18 protein-coding genes and 1 pseudogene are annotated in these 14,755 nt (G+C 59.1%); 1 reads left to right on the top strand and 18 read right to left on the bottom strand.

Annotated features, from left to right (window positions below):
• Positions 1 to 7: 7 nt before the first annotated feature.
• The 8 genes and pseudogenes from LJU32_17160 to LJU32_17125 all read right to left on the bottom strand — a co-directional run bounded on the left by LJU32_17160 (position 8) and on the right by LJU32_17125 (position 6,244).
• Positions 8 to 346: a phage tail protein gene (locus LJU32_17160; GenBank protein WKV87449.1), complete on the bottom strand. Its 339-nt coding sequence runs from the start codon at positions 344 to 346 to the stop codon at positions 8 to 10.
• Positions 346 to 3,395, bottom strand: a pseudogene (locus tag LJU32_17155) (phage tail tape measure protein). Before LJU32_17155 ends, LJU32_17160 begins: the two are co-directional and overlap by 1 nt.
• Positions 3,396 to 3,422: 27 nt before the next feature.
• The gene (locus LJU32_17150; protein WKV87448.1) at positions 3,423 to 3,725 is read right to left on the bottom strand and encodes a DUF1799 domain-containing protein; all 303 of its coding nucleotides are present in this window, start codon (positions 3,723 to 3,725) and stop codon (positions 3,423 to 3,425) included.
• 17 nt (positions 3,726 to 3,742) lie between these two features.
• On the bottom strand, positions 3,743 to 4,123 hold the full coding sequence (locus LJU32_17145) for a phage tail assembly chaperone (GenBank protein ID WKV87447.1): 381 nt from the start codon (positions 4,121 to 4,123) through the stop codon (positions 3,743 to 3,745).
• A gap of 2 nt (positions 4,124 to 4,125) precedes the next feature.
• Entirely contained in the window at positions 4,126 to 4,797 is a 672-nt protein-coding gene (locus LJU32_17140; protein ID WKV87446.1) for a phage tail protein, read from the bottom strand.
• 69 nt (positions 4,798 to 4,866) lie between these two features.
• Complete coding sequence (locus LJU32_17135; protein ID WKV87445.1) at positions 4,867 to 5,286, bottom strand: DUF4128 domain-containing protein; 420 nt, start codon at positions 5,284 to 5,286, stop codon at positions 4,867 to 4,869.
• Positions 5,283 to 5,879, bottom strand: a complete 597-nt coding sequence (locus LJU32_17130) for a hypothetical protein (protein ID WKV87444.1) — start codon at positions 5,877 to 5,879, stop codon at positions 5,283 to 5,285. The genes LJU32_17135 and LJU32_17130 overlap by 4 nt, the downstream gene beginning before the upstream one ends.
• The gene (locus tag LJU32_17125) at positions 5,876 to 6,244 is read right to left on the bottom strand and encodes a hypothetical protein (GenBank protein ID WKV87443.1); all 369 of its coding nucleotides are present in this window, start codon (positions 6,242 to 6,244) and stop codon (positions 5,876 to 5,878) included. Before LJU32_17125 ends, LJU32_17130 begins: the two co-directional genes overlap by 4 nt.
• Positions 6,245 to 6,267: 23 nt before the next feature.
• Here LJU32_17125 and LJU32_17120 point away from each other — a divergent pair, with 23 nt between their 5' ends.
• Positions 6,268 to 6,453: a hypothetical protein gene (locus tag LJU32_17120; protein WKV87442.1), complete on the top strand. Its 186-nt coding sequence runs from the start codon at positions 6,268 to 6,270 to the stop codon at positions 6,451 to 6,453.
• A 116-nt stretch (positions 6,454 to 6,569) separates the two neighbouring features.
• Here the strand turns inward: LJU32_17120 and LJU32_17115 are convergent, their stop codons facing one another.
• The 10 genes from LJU32_17115 to LJU32_17070 form a co-directional block, all read right to left on the bottom strand.
• The gene (locus LJU32_17115; protein WKV87441.1) at positions 6,570 to 7,070 is read right to left on the bottom strand and encodes a hypothetical protein; all 501 of its coding nucleotides are present in this window, start codon (positions 7,068 to 7,070) and stop codon (positions 6,570 to 6,572) included.
• A gap of 3 nt (positions 7,071 to 7,073) precedes the next feature.
• Positions 7,074 to 7,523, bottom strand: a complete 450-nt coding sequence (locus LJU32_17110) for a CTP synthase (protein ID WKV87440.1) — start codon at positions 7,521 to 7,523, stop codon at positions 7,074 to 7,076.
• A gap of 45 nt (positions 7,524 to 7,568) precedes the next feature.
• Positions 7,569 to 8,531 (bottom strand): major capsid protein, encoded by a 963-nt coding sequence (locus LJU32_17105; GenBank protein ID WKV87439.1) that lies wholly within the window; start codon positions 8,529 to 8,531, stop codon positions 7,569 to 7,571.
• Positions 8,532 to 8,543: 12 nt separating this feature from the next.
• Positions 8,544 to 9,272, bottom strand: a complete 729-nt coding sequence (locus LJU32_17100) for a hypothetical protein (GenBank protein WKV87438.1) — start codon at positions 9,270 to 9,272, stop codon at positions 8,544 to 8,546.
• 78 nt (positions 9,273 to 9,350) lie between these two features.
• Positions 9,351 to 9,815, bottom strand: a complete 465-nt coding sequence (locus LJU32_17095; GenBank protein ID WKV87437.1) for a hypothetical protein — start codon at positions 9,813 to 9,815, stop codon at positions 9,351 to 9,353.
• A 32-nt stretch (positions 9,816 to 9,847) separates the two neighbouring features.
• Complete coding sequence (locus LJU32_17090) at positions 9,848 to 10,933, bottom strand: phage head morphogenesis protein (protein ID WKV87436.1); 1,086 nt, start codon at positions 10,931 to 10,933, stop codon at positions 9,848 to 9,850.
• Entirely contained in the window at positions 10,908 to 12,326 is a 1,419-nt protein-coding gene (locus tag LJU32_17085; protein ID WKV87435.1) for a DUF4055 domain-containing protein, read from the bottom strand. Before LJU32_17085 ends, LJU32_17090 begins: the two co-directional genes overlap by 26 nt.
• On the bottom strand, positions 12,323 to 13,624 hold the full coding sequence (locus LJU32_17080; GenBank protein WKV87434.1) for a terminase large subunit: 1,302 nt from the start codon (positions 13,622 to 13,624) through the stop codon (positions 12,323 to 12,325). Before LJU32_17080 ends, LJU32_17085 begins: the two co-directional genes overlap by 4 nt.
• Complete coding sequence (locus tag LJU32_17075) at positions 13,611 to 14,072, bottom strand: DUF2280 domain-containing protein (protein WKV87433.1); 462 nt, start codon at positions 14,070 to 14,072, stop codon at positions 13,611 to 13,613. Before LJU32_17075 ends, LJU32_17080 begins: the two co-directional genes overlap by 14 nt.
• A gap of 31 nt (positions 14,073 to 14,103) precedes the next feature.
• Entirely contained in the window at positions 14,104 to 14,727 is a 624-nt protein-coding gene (locus tag LJU32_17070; protein WKV87432.1) for a hypothetical protein, read from the bottom strand.
• Positions 14,728 to 14,755 lie beyond the last annotated feature (28 nt).

Raw genomic sequence — 14,755 nt, 5'->3', positions numbered from 1 at the left:
TTGCCCCTTATGGTCGGAAGGCCCGCTCGAACGTGGCGGTGAGTTTGAAGACCCCGCCGCCCATTGGTGTGGGAGCGGGATTTTTGCAGGTGAACAGCCCGAGCTCGCCGAGCGGGGTTGTCCACAGAAACGCCTTCGCACCGGCGTGCCGGTCAAGGAACTTCATGATCTCCAGCACCTTGGCCTTTCGACCGGAGCAGGTGATCGGATAGGAGTCCTCCTTGTTGTTCGGGCCGTCGCCAACATTCTGCGCGTAGCCGCCGCCAAACTTAGAGGTGCGCACCCGATAGGTGATTTCGGGTGTCTCACCGCGCTCGGTTGGCCAGGTGAATTTCTCGATGGCCATCAGGCCCTCCCATTGGCATTTCGAAAGCTGGTGCCGCCCGCTCGCCAAGAGTCAGCGACGGCTTTCTCGGCCACGGCCTGCATTTGCGATTGAAGGTTTTTCGATAGCGCTTGCTGGTCGATCTGCATGCCTTCAGACCCACGGTCCTCAGTTACCACCGTGACCGGCGCGCTGATGCTGATCGTTGTCCCGGAACCGCCGCCAGCAGCAAGAACGCCGAGCTTGCCGCTGGAGGTTCTGGTCAAAGGCATGATCGCCTCAGGCCCCGCTTCCCCCATTACGCCCGCCCTGCCTCCGGCCATCCCGAAAGATGTCGGCGTGCTGACGATGTTGTTGGTGAAGGCACCGCCGTTGGCAAACATTTGCACGCCCGACGACCAGGCACCGCCGAGCGCCTGAGGAAAGTAGCTGCTTGAGTAGCCCGCTGAGGACGCGCCGAGATTCGACGACGTCGCACCCGCAGACCCAGCCGCCAGTCCATTGCCGCCCCCACCGCCAGTGAAGTAGCTGGTAGCCGCACCAACGAGACTGCTCAGCAGCGCTGAACTGGCCTGGCGCGTCGCGATCCTCGCCATGTCCGCCAAAATCGACTTGGTGAAGTCAGCAAACGACAGCTTCCCGGTCATGGCGAAGTTGACGACTGCGTCCTCCATCGAGCTGAAGGCATTACCGAACAGAGTTTTCGTCTGGCCGGCGATGTTGCTCGCCGAGTCCAGGTAATTGGCCCAAGCCGACGTTGCGCCCTTGGTCCAGTCCCCTTGAGCCCTCTCAACATCGGCGTAGTTCTGCCGGATCTGATCGGTTGCGGTCTTGTTCGCATCTGCGAGCGCCCGCGACTTCCGAGCGAATTCCTCTTCCGACATGTTGCGGGACGGGTCAGACCGTTGGTTGTCCAGTTCCAGCGATTGCTGAGCAAACCGGTCTTGCTGGCTGTTCAGTTCTCCGTTCAGTGCGTTCTGCCGATCACCCTGGCCAACGCCAACTACTGCCCGCTGCCCTGCCAGTTCCAGTGCTCTCTGCTGCTGGCTCAAGGCCTGAACGTAGGAGGAAATCGCTCGCTCCTGCTTCGCCAGCCTTCCGGTTTCGCTGGTAGCGAGCACTTCGAGCTGGCTGTCAGCTTCCTTTGAGCCTTGACCATGCCGGCGCGAGCATCGGCAATCTTCTGATCCAGCTGGATGCTTTGCGCGGCAGATGTGGTCTTTTTCGCCTTCGCGGCTTCCAGCGCAGCGATCTCAGCCTCGTAGGCTGCGGTCACTTCGTCGCGCTCGTTGCCGATGAGCGCTTCACGCTTCAGGACGTAGTCGGCCTGAGTGACAAGTCCAGCCTTCTGCGCAGCGTCCAGTTCCTTCTGAGCGTTTTTGTACTCAGTGCTGATAGCTGCCAGGTCGTTCTTGGCATTGTTGAAGCCGGTCATATCGACCTGAGTGGCTGCCGTTTTCGCATCCTTGAACTGGTCGTTAATGTTCGCCAGGTTCTTGTCGATCGCCGCCTGATTCAGGCGAGGATCGTTCGGGGCGACCTTGCGGATGTCTTCGAGCTGACGCTTGTACTCCTTGATCGCCTCGGTGCGCTTCTGCTCGTTCGTCCATGCCGACTTGGTGAGAGCGTCGATCTTCGCCATCGACGAGACGGCATCGCCTTGTGCCTTCGCCTGCTCACCCTGCCACTTGGCGATATCGGCTTCTGCGGCCTGCTGGTCCTCCAGCATGTTGAGGCGATTTTGATAGAGATCGATCATCTCCTGCTTATTCTGGAACAGGCCTACGTCACCCGCCTGAGCGCCCGCCAAGTCACGGCGGGCCTGCTCGATATCAGCGCCGATATCGCTACGCCCGATGTTCTTCAACCCATCAGCAGCGCGAGCAACGGCGTTGTAGCCCTTCTCCCAGAAACTCAGGTTCTCGAGGATTCGCGGCGTGCGCTCGTTGATTGCATCAGCGAACGACTCGGTCGCCAGCTTCACGGCGCCGGCATGGTCGCCCTGCTTCTCCAGTGCCGTGATCTGCGAGTAAACCGACGCAGTGAGATAGTGGTACTGCTCATTCAGCGCGGCAGATGCCTTGACCGGGTCGTCGGCGAGCTTGGCGAACTCCGCGACAGTCTCGCTCACGGCCTTGCCGGTCGCTTCCTGCATCGACACCGCGGCTTGAGTGATGCCCGTAAAGCTCTCGCCAGCAATCTTTCCATTACCGGCCAGCAGCGCTAGAACCTCAGCGGCTTGCCCAGTTGTGCCGACAGTCGCGCTCACCTGACGCGCCATATCGCCGAGCTGTCCAGCACTCACACCGGCGTAATTGCCGGTCAGGATCAGCGATTTGTTGTAGCTGTCTTGCTCCTCGCTCCCCTTGTAGAAAGCGTATGCCAATCCACCCACCGCGGCAGTGGCCAGCGCCAGCGGGCCGAGAATCGCCAGCAGGCCCGCCGCGCCCTCACCCGCCCCGGCGCCCAACTGAGCAACAGCACGAACGCCGCTTCCCCAGTCGCCCGACGACAGCGCATTCCCCAGCTGCACCACGTTTTCCTGCGCCTGGCGCGAGCCGAGCCGCAGCTTGTCGAAGCCGGTGGTGGTTTTGTTGAGTTTGTCGTAGTCCTTGTCGATCTTGCCTAGCGCGGTGTTGTACTCGTCCTGGCTGATCCGGCCTGCATCCAAGTGTTTGCCCAGTTGCTCGACCTGAGTATCCAGCTTCGCCAGTGCAGCGCGGGCCGGGTCAATGGCGCCCAGCAGGCTATTCAGGGCCTTCTGCTCATCCATCGTCGACTTGGCCAGCGCTACCTGCTGCTTGTCGAGCTGCGCCGAGATCTTCGCGGCCTCAGCCTCGCCATAGGCGCCGGTCTTGGTCAGCTTCGCCAATGCTTCCCGCTGTTTTGCGAGATCCTGCGTGGTCTTGGCGTTGGTAGAGAGCGATTTCTCCAGCGCCTGCATTTCGTTCATCAACGAAACGGCGGACTGCTCGGCGCGGCCGCCGGCCTTGGCCATTTCATCCAGGCTGGCTTTGGCCTGAATCGCATCGGCCGAGTCGATCTTGACGCCGAGTTCTGCAATGTTCATCGACTCACCTTGAATAGATGCCCGCGTTTACGGGCTGTTTTCCCTTTCCTCTGCCATGACGCGCAGGGCTTCGCCTTCCAGCACCTGAAGGTCTGGGAAGATTTCAGCGAGTTTCTTTTTCTTGATGCCCAGGAAGCCGGCCACGTCGCAAATGCTGCTGTAGTCGAGACCAATTGCGCCGCCGGCGCCGACACGCCACTGAGTGGACATCCTGTTAAACAGGAGGAAAGCAGGCCAAAGGCACGGCCAAACTTCGAATTCCTCTTCGAGGTCCTCAGCGTCCAACCCGAATGCGGCAAGTTTCTCCGCATTCGGAGGAGGCTCATACATGGCGCGGGCGGCGCGAATCAGTTTCCCGTGCGGGCCTTGGCGTAGGCCGCTTGGTAGGCATTTACCACGGCCTCGGTTGCACCATGGCAAGACGTCACCAGCGCCTTGATGCCCTGGTCGTCGAACTTGTCATCGAACTCCCAGCCAACAACCAGATCCTTGATCTGCTGAACTTGGTTTTCGGTGTCGACCGCAACGATTTGAGACATCGTAGGCTTGTCGCCGACCTGCTCGAGGCTTTGCTTTTGTCGCTGATTCCATCCATCAAACAGCGCGGCAAGTTCGATGCGGTCTCGATATTTAAAGGTAAATTCCACCTTCACCGCGTCTTGGCCAACTACCGGGACCATCACCGCACCGGTGAATGTGGGCGCTTGCGCAATCTTGAACTTCGCCATGATCAGGCCCCGCCGCCAGCTGCGACCGGCGCGCGATACGCTGTGATTTCAGCATTGATGGTAAAGCCAAAGGAAACCGCTGCACCTTCGTTGCGCACCAGCGTTGGGGTTTTGTTGAAGGATGCATAACCGGCGTAATAGATCGTTTTGCCGTTGGGCAGCGACATACGCAAGATGCGCACTTCCTTCTCTCGATCGGCTTTATCCAGTTCTTCGTACCAGGCCAGGCTGTCATCGTCAGCCAGCTGGAAAGCGAACGCCTGCGCATTTTTGGTGGTCGGGATCTGCTTGTCACGGCGCGCTTCGAGCGGCGCGTAAGTCCAGTATTGCTGCTCGCCGCCGGACATGGAGTTGCCGATCACCTGGTTGACCGCGACCCAACCGGTCACTTTCTTGGCGGTACCGCCGCTGATGCCATCGGGAAAGAAAGCCACGTTGGACGTGTCGATGCCTTCCAGAGTGAATGCGCCTGCCGCCGCGTTGGATACACGCACGGCGCGCTCGTTGATGTCTTCCCAGCCGGAGGTGATCAGAAGGATGTCGCCATTGGCAAAGCCGTTCGCGGCGCTGGTGGCAACACCCGGGTTGGCGTTGCTGATTGCCGAAATAATCTTGGCGGCGGCGAATCCGCTGGAAATCGAAAGCGTCGCCCCGTTGGGGAAGTAAACAGACATGGGTTTTCCTCTTTGCAGAAATGACAAAACCCGCTCAGAGGCGGGTTCAGGATTTGCCCAACGGGCGGGTTATGGCGTGGTGTCGGATCGGTATGAGAACGACAGCGGGACCGTGTAGGTTGAATCGCCTGTGATGCCTGGGCCGACATCTACAGGCGTCATGGGCGTAACTACGAAACCATTTTTTACATCGCGCACATAAAGCGGAAATAACGAGATGATCTCGGCGGCAATGGGGTTGGTTTTTGCTTTACCTGTGCCTGCCGGGCAAACAATGCTGACCTGAAATACACCGGTATAGAGTCGGTGGTCTCCGCCGAGCGTGTTGCTGGCCGTGTCGCCCGGAATGGTGAACGCCCGCAGGTAAGTCTCGCCCGCTGCGGGCGTATACGCCATGTTCTCAAAAACGATCTTGAGCTTTTCCGACCTGGCAGCGTTCCAGGCGATCAGCTTTGCCTCGTAGATCGAGGCGATGATTGCATGACTCATACCTGGTTGTTCCTGATGGCCTCCAACACGATTTGCTGGAAGCGAGCCACGGTTACCCGAACCATGCCGCCGGGGGCCTGGGTCGAATGGCCAAACTCCAGCGGAATCGCATAGGGCAAGTTGTTAATGATGTAGGCGATCTGCCCGGCGGTGAAGTCGCTCATTGCCGCGACCAACGCCGCCGTGGTTTCAGCACCGCTCGGGTCTACCTCGTCGAAAGTGACGCTTTCGACCACGCCGAGAGAGATGTGCCAGTTCGCACGGAACCGGCCGCCGACGTATCCTTCTGGCGCCTTGACGTCCATGCCGTCGTTGAGCTTGCGACCTTTCTCGAGCCTGCCACCCTTGGTCAGGTTCGATGGGTCGCTGCGCAGCGCAGTGTTGTGTTCGTCGACAGCCTTGTTGTACTCGGAGGCAACTGCGTTCTGCGCCCAGATCTCCGGGTTGCCCACGGGAGACATGCGGATCAGGCTGCTACCGACCTCGATGATTATCTCGCGCACACTGGCGTCGATGGCTTCGCCGGTCTGAGCGGCGAACTCGGCCAGGCTCAGGGCGAAGCTGCCGGGCTGTCCGGCACCTGAGCGACTCACGACCGCACCTGCAATTCGTACAGGATTGGCGTCCCGGCGGGATTCACCTCTTTCAACGGCGGCACAATTGACCAGGTGCGCCCTTGAATGATCACCTTGTCTAGCAGATCCGGAACCCATTCCAGCCCCTGCGCGGCGATCTTGAGCTTCTTGTCGCCCTGTTTGATGAGGCTGTTGTTCTGGAACTCCTGACCCGTGAAATCGAGCAGGATGCCCTGAGCGATCTGCTCGATGGGCGCGCCCGGCGACTCGCCTCCGGTCTCCGGGTCGTATTCGCCCGGAGCCGCCTTGCTGATGGTCACAGGCTGGCCAAACTCTGCGATCATCTCCAGAGCCATCACCGCCATTTCGCCGTAAAATGCCATGCGCGATTATCCAAGGAGGAAATATGAATTACGGAAAAATCAGTAGCGACCTGAGCCGAACTTCGCGAGAGATTCATGAGAGTACTCGCGGCACAGGAGAGAGCCTTGATGAAAAGTTCAAGGCGAGAAGGGCCTACCAAAATGCTTTTGAGAAAGCAGGGTTCGACACCAAACCATCCAAGGAAATGACAGAGCAAGACTTCCTCTAGATCAGCCGGTCTCTTTCGACAAATTGGAAAGGGCTGCGAGGATTATCAAAGACGGGGATCAAGCCATCAGAGATGGGTATCCGTTTTTGGACACCTACGAATTATCCAACGGCTGATCAAACTCTGACAGCAAACAAGCCACGTTTCTGCAGGTAGTCAGCAAACTGCGTGGCGCTCGGGCGGTCCGGCGCCGCCGGTAACAGTCGGCTACTGGTGTTCGGGATTGCCGCGTATTCGCGATCAACTGCGCCTTCCACGCGTTCCCTTGTAATCGCGCCTTTGCGCTTCTCGATCGGGTCAACGTCGTCGGTGTGAATCTCCGCTGCCAGCGCCATCTGGCCATACTGAATCCGCGCAGGCAGGTAGTTATCCGGCTTGATCTCCTGATCCAGCAGCACTCCCCGGCGCGGCCAGGATAAAGCCTGATCGCTGCTGGTCTTGCGGCCTTTCCAGCTCATGCCATCCATCACCAAGGCGGCCCGGCGCAGCAGCGCTTCCTGGTCCGGAACACCTGCGGGAATGACCGTACCGAATTTCACGGCGTACAGAGCCAGATCCTCGGCGCTAGCGTAGCTTTCGGCGTCGGGCTTGCCGGTGCCGTCCTCGATGATGAGCATTGTTTACTCCTTGATTTCGTTCAGGCGGTCAGCCTCGGCTTTTGCCTCATCGGCGGTGCCGACGAACTCGCCGAAGCGTACACCGTCGCGGGTGATGATGATCCACTGATCATTAGATTCCAGCTTCGGAATGTAGACCGGCTCATCCTTCGTGCCGTCTTTGAGGGTGCCGTTGGTGCCACTGGTCAGCACGTTTTTTCCGGTCTTGTCCTTGCCTGCAGCCACCTTGCCCTTTGCGGCCTTTTCCTTACCAGCAGCGGACGTAACCGGAGTTTTGCGGGTTTGCACTTCCACCTCGATCTCAGCAGCGTCATACGCCGCTTTGATCTCGGGGTAATCGCCTACGATGACGACCTTGGTCACGCCGCGCTCCACCGAGCGGAACAGTTCAGGATTGCGGTAGCGCTTATTCGGGTCGAAGTCGCCCAACTGATTGCTGTAAACTAGTTCCATGATTCTCTCCGTGGCGGCCATTGCTGGCCGCAAATGAGCCCGGTATCAGCCGGCTTCTGGTGGGGTGGTGGTGAGACTGATCATCACGCCGGCGGTGACCTTGTTGCTGTCCGAGTGCTTGACCCAGTTCGCAGCAGAGCCGACAGCGGCCAGTGTTGGGTTGGAACCGCCGGTAGACTCCTTCCAGCTGTAGCCCAGAACGTCAATGTTCACGGTGCCCTCGGCGCGGTAGCCAATCGCCAAGTTCTCTTCGTCGTTCACTTCGTACGAGCGGAAGCCAGGAGCCTGGGACTCGGTGATAACGACGGCATTGGGCAGCAAGCCGAAGATTGCATCCACCGGTGCCTTGTCGGTCACAAGCACCGGCTTGCCCAGGGTGCCGGGCAGGCCACCGTAGATTACGACGCCGGCCTCTTCGTAAACCTTGTTCGCGATCGCTTCGTCGACGATGTCGAAGTAGGCGGACGAGTGCATGACCCACAGCGCAATGCGACCGAACTTGTCGCCGAACTTGCGCATGCCGCGGGTCAGGGTCTTCTTGCCGTCGGTTTCGATGTTGGCCGTTACCACCATGCCGGCGTTGGAACCAATGGCCGCCTTCAGCGCGCCGGTGGCGTATTCAATGAAGCCTTCGATCGTCGCGTCTGCCACATCGGCGCCGATGATCTGGGAGAACTCTTCTACCGGACGACCGCGACGCTTGAATGCTTCTTCGGTGGTCTGGTAGGGCCCGTACTTCCACGGCGCCTTCACGCCCACTGCCTCGCCAGCGCCGATTTTCTTGGCGTTGACCTTGGCTTCGGAATTCACATCACGGTGCTCCAAGCCGCCGCCAAGCTTGTAGAAAGCGCGCTTGCGGAAATCGCCTTGGATCAGCTCGTTATCGAGAACGATCGCACCGTTGGACGATGCGTTGAACACGTCCAAGTTGTCCTGAATACGCTCCAGGTATGCGGTCTGTGCCTCATCGTTGTAGATGATCAGATCGCTGTTAACAGTCGTTGCCATGGGTATATCCCCTTACTTGGGCAGTTGCAGATATGCGGTTTGGCCGTGCTTGCGCTGGTAGTCGCGCTTTTGCTCGGCAGTCATTTCGGAGCGCTTGAATGCAGCCTGGCCGCCACCCCCGCCCGGGGCTTGTGTTCCTGAGGCCCTTGGCCACAGATGAGGTGCGCTTTCGCGCAGAGATTCCGCCCATTCGAGCGGTGTCAGAGGGGTCTTGCCGTCTTTGCCGAGGATGACCTGGCCGGATTCATCAATGGCGACCGCTTCGCCCTCTTCATTCAGCGAGAACACGCCTTTGGCGCGCAGGATGATGTCGTCGGTTGCTTCCGGCAGTGCGCCGGCTTTCAGTGCTGCGCCGCGTACCGAATCGCCCAGGACTTTGCCCTGGAACTTGGCGGCGAATGCCTCGGCCTTTTCGGCCCGCGCGGTGACAGTCTTCAACTGCTTGTCGTAGTCGCCACGCAAACGCTCGGTGCGACGATTGAACACCTCGTCCACCTTACCCTCGGTCAGCAGCTTGGTTTCTTCGTCCTGGCCGGCCCGGCTGAGCAAGCCTTTGACGGCGTCGATGTCGATGCCCTCAAACTGAGTTTCGAACTGGGTGAGCTTGCCTGTGGTGTCCTTCAGCTTGCCCAACAACTCGGTATTCTTGGATTTCAACCCTGAAACGGATGCTTCAACGGCAGTCGCGATAGCGGCCTTGATTGCCGGATTGTCCAGGTCGATTTCGTTTTCTTCTGCCACGTGGATGCACCCCTTGGGTATGTGTTGCCCGCTTTGCAGGCATAAAAAAACCCGGCGATTGGCCGGGTTTGATGTGAATTAGCGTTTGGGTATTCGATCTTCTTCGAGAACCGTCTGGTTTATTCGCTTGAGCATTGGCATTAGCGCACCATGAAGACCTGTCTTCGTGGCCTTCCGTCCCGAGAGCGCCGCCTGGATGAAACGCCCCGGGCCGTTGTAGATCTCCTCAAACGTTCCATCCCGATTCATTCGAATGCCGAGGTAATAATCAGGCACATGGTGCACCGGAAAAGTGAGGCTGGTGCCGAAGGTGGTTTTGATTTGCACATTCCGCCCATCGCGCGTGACGGCGTCATGGTGCTTGGTCAGGCCTTCATTCAGCGTCAGGTCATAAGCCAAGCTCGCGACCACTTCGCCGATGTCGCCGACAAGTCGACCATCCGGAGTGAAAGGTTTGCCAGGATAGGCTTCCTGCAGCATTGATACGGCGGTGAAAAGCCCCTTCAAGGCTTCTTCGATTTTCCTTTGAATGAACTGATCCATAACGGCTCCTTGATATGAGCCGCAATCCTATATCAGATTCCCGCACGCTCGAATGCCAGAGGCTCAAGCCCTTTCATTTGGGCCAAGGTCAGCGGAGCGAAGTTTCGATCAAGCTGCAGTTCTGCGAAGCGCTCGACGCTCAAACCGCCCTCGCGAAACAGCTTTGCCCGCACCGGCCCGATTGCCACATCTTGGAACGACGCAGGCTGTTGTTGAAGCCAGTGGTAATAGTCGAGGCTCGCACTGACCTGCCCTGCTCCATCTGCGCCCACCGAAGCCCGGGTAGCGCCTTTGGCGAACATTTCGCTAAGCTTTGTCAGCAGGACAAAAGTCGTACGGCAATTCGGGTGAAACGGGGGCCTCGGCCCTGAATCGACCGGAAACCGTCGCTTGTCCATCGACCGGCACTGCTGGCTGGTCTTGCTGTCCAGCGTGGCGACCATTTCGACTTCAGACACGATGTCAATGTTGGCATTGGCCACCTCCATGCGCGCCTGAGACGACACATGCTGTATCGCGGTGTGCACGACCGTGCTGGCATTCCGGTTGGTGGTGGCGAGAATCCCGTCCTTGTAGCCGGCGGACTTCGTACCGCGGATGTTGCGGATGATCTGGAAGTTCGTTTGTCCTTCAAAGAAGCCCTGCCGGATCGCGCCGGTGACGCGCTCTCGCTCAGCACTGGTCCAGCCCTTGATAAACGACTTCAGCAGCTTGCCGCCACCGGTGCCGCGCACACTGAGCGGGTTGGTCAGCACCGCGGTGCGAATAGCTGCTGCCGTCGGCGCCACAACATCCAACGAGACACCAACCGGCGCTGACCGGACCAGGCTCGACGCTTCAAACTCAGCCTCGTAATTGGCGATGTCGATTAGGTCGAGGTTTAGCTGCCCGCTGTAGCGGTCGAAGACGCCCAGCAGGAGACTGTCGACCTCCTTCAGCAGCGCCTCCAACCGCTTCACGTTGTACTCGGTCAAGTCCGACTGGGTGAGCCTGTCGCGAATAGAGCGGTCGATCTCCTTCAGGAAGGGGGCGAACTTGCCGACCTCCCCAACCTTCAGTTTTTCGAGGAAGACAGCGTGCCGAATCGTAGCGTCAAGGATTGCTTGGTTTGCCGCCATCTACTTTGTCCTCATCGTCCAGGCCCAAGCCGTCGCCCTGCTCTGCAAGCTCGCCATCGATCTGGTGGTCCGTACGCTCAGGCGCAATCAAGCCCAACTTGCGCAGGTATGCCCGAAGATCCGCTTTGGCGAATCCACCGTTTTGCCAGAGTCCAACCAGCGCGGTGATCATTTGCGGATCTGCCGTCAGCTCCACGAATTCCTGATTGATCTGGTAGGCAACCTTTGCATCGTCGACGCCCATGTAAGTGCAGCACCACATGATCGCCCGGGTATAGGCCTCGCTGACGTTGGCCACGCAGCCGGCGAGCACCGACGTCGATGCAGACTGATCACCACGTGCTTCGGTCGCCGTCTTTGACGAGAGAGAAGCCACGACCATGCGTGCGCCCAGCTCGATCATCATCTGATTCTTGTCAGCCATGGCCTCCTTCACCAGCGTGTTCGGCAGTGGCTGGGCATAACCGAAGGCACCTCCTACTGGCAGCATCATGGGCGCCCGGGAACCGACGTAGACGCCGTTGTTCTCCATCCAGTCGCGCCATTGCTCATCCAGGCCGGAAATCCAAGGCTGGGCTTGGCCACACCAGAAGACGCTGTCCTCATAGTCAGCGCTGTTCCGGTAGTGGCCCAGATTGATCATTGCAATGTCGTACAGTGGCGACTCGTCAATGCTCGGGTCGTTGTTCTGTGCGCCGACAAAGGTGAATGGAATCTCCTTCAGCCGGCCGCCAGCGCCCGAAGGCCGGAATTCCTCAGTCACCGCCAGAGGCCCGCCATTCTCAGGACCTGCGCGGCGCCAGACCCTGCACACGAACCCGTCTTCTTCCAGTGCCAGTTCCCGGTACTGCTCGACCGTCTTGAAACCGAAGCCATCTGGGATTTCGGGAGACTCCTTAAGCACCACCAGCGTCAGCACGCTGTGACCGTTCACCATGCCAGTGCGCCAGTTGATGATCTCCTCGGCGCAGTAGGTGAGGATCACAGCATGCCCGCCGATGCCGTCGTCTTGGTGATAGTCGACGTACAGGCCGTGCCGTCCAGCCTCAAGCACCTTTTCCAGCGTGCCTTGCGAGTGCTGGTAGATGCTGACACCGGAGCCGTTGGCATTGTCCTGCAAATACTCCAGCTTCTTCGCAACAACCAGGGTCGGGTCCTTGTGGAAAGCCAGACCGAGCAAACCATTCCTGGTATGGCCAGTGGCGTTCTTAAACACAGCGCGCTCGCGATAGGCTCGATTCCGGTCCTGATTCTCCGGCGACTTGTCGTGTGCATTGATGTACGGCAGCCGATCGACGACCCGGTGCTGGCCCGCGCATACGTCGCGGACGGTTGCCCAACGATCCAGCACTGCCACGTATTCCGCCCGCTTGAAGGAGACGTCGTTGCTCATCGGGCGTATCCCATTTTGATAGCGGTGACCGGTTTGATGATCGGGTACTCGCGGTGAATGAAGTAACCGCCGCCGTCGTTGGCGTGGTCGTTTCCTTGGCTCTTGTCCGGCTCGCCGTTGGGCGCCCAGATCTGCTGTTCTAAGCCGTCGGCGTAGGTCGGGCATGTAAACGGGTTCACCAGGTAACGCCGCTCGCCCTGCGCGTTGCAGAACATGGCGTTCATAGCGTTGATCCGATCCTTCACAGGTGGGTTTGCCGCCGGCGCGATGACCGTGAAGCCTGCCTGCTTGAGCATGGCGATATCGGTGACGCTGGCATTGACCGACTTACGCGAATCGCCGGAGGCGTCCGGGTAGATCCGGATCTCGCAGGTCTTCTTGTAATCGTTGCCAGTGTGCTCCCAATACCTTTCTTTGATCCGGCGGATCATGTCCGGCGTGTCGTAGCCATCCATCAACTCGTCCACGGCGCGCGGCAGCCCCTGATCACGTTTGACGTGGGTGATCGCAGCCATCTTGCCGACGTTGAAGTCCATGCCGATGAACAACGGCTCGCCGGGCTGCACAGTGTCGAAACACTGGTTCAGCTTTCGGTCGTAGGCGTGATAGATCGACCCGGACGTCAGGTTGACGAACTGGCCGTTCAGGTACGCGCGGATCAGTTGCTCAGGATATGACTCCATCAGCGAGGCGATGTAGTCGTCAGGCAGGTTCAGTTCGTTGTCGAAAGTACTGGCTTGGATCAGGCCATACATTTCCTTCAGCGCTGGCTTGTCGCGCAACTGCTTCACGAACTGGAGGAATACGAACTTGAAGCCTTCCGGCGTCGTTGTCACGTCGACGCCGTTTTTCAACCCGGGCAGGTTATAACGCATCCGGGCAATGATCTTGCGCCACGCCTGCTGAGCCTTGATCGACGTCAGCACATCCAGTTCGTCGACCAGCGCGTGACCGATCTTGAAGCCGACGATGGTTTGCGGTTTCTCCATCGACCGGCAAATCACAGTGCCGCGATACTGCCGGCCGCTGTAGATGTGAACCTCATGGTTCGCCTGGTTGATCTTGGTCTTCAGCCCCCAGTCGTATGCCACCTCCTCCATGGTGGGATAGAAGATGTCCCGAATCTGCGGGTAGGTCGGTGCGAAGTAACCAGCATTTACGCCCGGCCACTCCATGAAATGCTTGCTCAAAGCCGAGCATCCGACCCAGGTCTTCCCCGAGCCGAAGCCAGCAACGAATGCGCGAAACTTGTGGGGCAAGAGGAGGAACTGCGACTGCGGAACGTTAAGGCTCGGCATTCGGCTTCCTCGCGTCCACTACGTCGACCTGAATGCGCGTTGGGATCGCCGGCTCATCGTCTGGCTCATCCTTCCGGTGGCGATTGACGTAGACGTCGCCGACTTCCTTAGCCGCCTGCTCGAGGATCTGCATGGCAAGACCGATGTTCTTCATCGTCTCGGCCCGCTCGACAAAACGGTTCATGGCCCTAAGCCGGAACGCTCGGTTGGCGATCGGGATCTCTGCGGTCTCTTCGCGGAAGCGTTTCCGGGCATCTTCAAACATCGTCACCCAGCGCTTGGCCAAGCCTTTCCCTGATGTCTTCGTGGGGTCGTGTGTTTCCACCTGCTGGCGAGTCACCGATATCCCGTATTCCTTTTGGACGGCTTCAACAACCTGTGAAGGCGTGTCGAAGCACGCCAAGGCCTGAACGATAAAGGCCTTCACGTCGTTTTGAAGGGCTGCCATAGATTTTCATCCGTCCAGAGCCTGTCCAGAATCAGGCCGACTTGAGCAGACAGGTTCCGCAGGCCCTCGATATGTTCAATTTCCCCACCTCAGCAGGAGTGTTTGCAGCGTCCACCAGCTCTTGCACTTGAGGACTCGCCCCGTACCGACGCACCACACCGACGAACTCTTCAACGTCGTGTCCGCGCATCTCAAGCTTGGGCAATCCTTCCTGGGTGAACTTGGGTGCGCCGTACTGATCGGTCGCCTGAGCGATGTGGTACAGCTCATGTTCTACCAGTGCGCAGAAGTCAGCATCGGAGCACTGGGCACAGTAGTCAGCAGCCAGGGTAATGATGTAGGCCGGCACGTCGCCGAACCAATCCAGCATCTGCTGCTCCATCCGGGCTTTCTGCCAACCACCCGCGCGGAATGCTACCTGCTCGGCCTGACCTACTACCGTGCGACCCTTTTTCGTGAAGGCGGCAGACGCCCACATGACTCTCACGTCGGCATCGATCAGATGGGCATGGTCTTCGTTGTGGATGCTGCCGGTGTCGGCAAGGATTTCGGATTGGAGCCACTCCCACACTTCTGGCGCAGGGATCAGGCGAATACCGAAGCTGGAAAGCTCAGACAGTTCGAGCAGCGACTCCGGCGGCATTGGCCTGCTCATAGCTCACCTTGCACTTGTAATGAAGACT

This window comes from Pseudomonas sp. B21_DOA, from assembly GCA_030544685.1.
Lineage (GTDB): Bacteria > Pseudomonadota > Gammaproteobacteria > Pseudomonadales > Pseudomonadaceae > Aquipseudomonas > Aquipseudomonas fluorescens_AO.
The sequence above is the reverse complement of the archived record's forward strand: the minus strand, read 5'-3'. Positions and strand labels throughout refer to the sequence as shown.

Coding starts and splice junctions, on each gene's coding strand:
- LJU32_17160 (WKV87449.1), bottom strand. CDS start 346: ATGGCCATCGAGAAATTCACCTGGCCAACCGAGCGCGGTGAGACACCC.
- LJU32_17150 (WKV87448.1), bottom strand. CDS start 3,725: ATGTATGAGCCTCCTCCGAATGCGGAGAAACTTGCCGCATTCGGGTTG.
- LJU32_17145 (WKV87447.1), bottom strand. CDS start 4,123: ATGGCGAAGTTCAAGATTGCGCAAGCGCCCACATTCACCGGTGCGGTG.
- LJU32_17140 (WKV87446.1), bottom strand. CDS start 4,797: ATGTCTGTTTACTTCCCCAACGGGGCGACGCTTTCGATTTCCAGCGGA.
- LJU32_17135 (WKV87445.1), bottom strand. CDS start 5,286: ATGAGTCATGCAATCATCGCCTCGATCTACGAGGCAAAGCTGATCGCC.
- LJU32_17125 (WKV87443.1), bottom strand. CDS start 6,244: ATGGCATTTTACGGCGAAATGGCGGTGATGGCTCTGGAGATGATCGCA.
- LJU32_17120 (WKV87442.1), top strand. CDS start 6,268: ATGAATTACGGAAAAATCAGTAGCGACCTGAGCCGAACTTCGCGAGAG.
- LJU32_17115 (WKV87441.1), bottom strand. CDS start 7,070: ATGCTCATCATCGAGGACGGCACCGGCAAGCCCGACGCCGAAAGCTAC.
- LJU32_17110 (WKV87440.1), bottom strand. CDS start 7,523: ATGGAACTAGTTTACAGCAATCAGTTGGGCGACTTCGACCCGAATAAG.
- LJU32_17105 (WKV87439.1), bottom strand. CDS start 8,531: ATGGCAACGACTGTTAACAGCGATCTGATCATCTACAACGATGAGGCA.
- LJU32_17095 (WKV87437.1), bottom strand. CDS start 9,815: ATGGATCAGTTCATTCAAAGGAAAATCGAAGAAGCCTTGAAGGGGCTT.
- LJU32_17090 (WKV87436.1), bottom strand. CDS start 10,933: ATGGCGGCAAACCAAGCAATCCTTGACGCTACGATTCGGCACGCTGTC.
- LJU32_17085 (WKV87435.1), bottom strand. CDS start 12,326: ATGAGCAACGACGTCTCCTTCAAGCGGGCGGAATACGTGGCAGTGCTG.
- LJU32_17080 (WKV87434.1), bottom strand. CDS start 13,624: ATGCCGAGCCTTAACGTTCCGCAGTCGCAGTTCCTCCTCTTGCCCCAC.
- LJU32_17075 (WKV87433.1), bottom strand. CDS start 14,072: ATGGCAGCCCTTCAAAACGACGTGAAGGCCTTTATCGTTCAGGCCTTG.
- LJU32_17070 (WKV87432.1), bottom strand. CDS start 14,727: ATGAGCAGGCCAATGCCGCCGGAGTCGCTGCTCGAACTGTCTGAGCTT.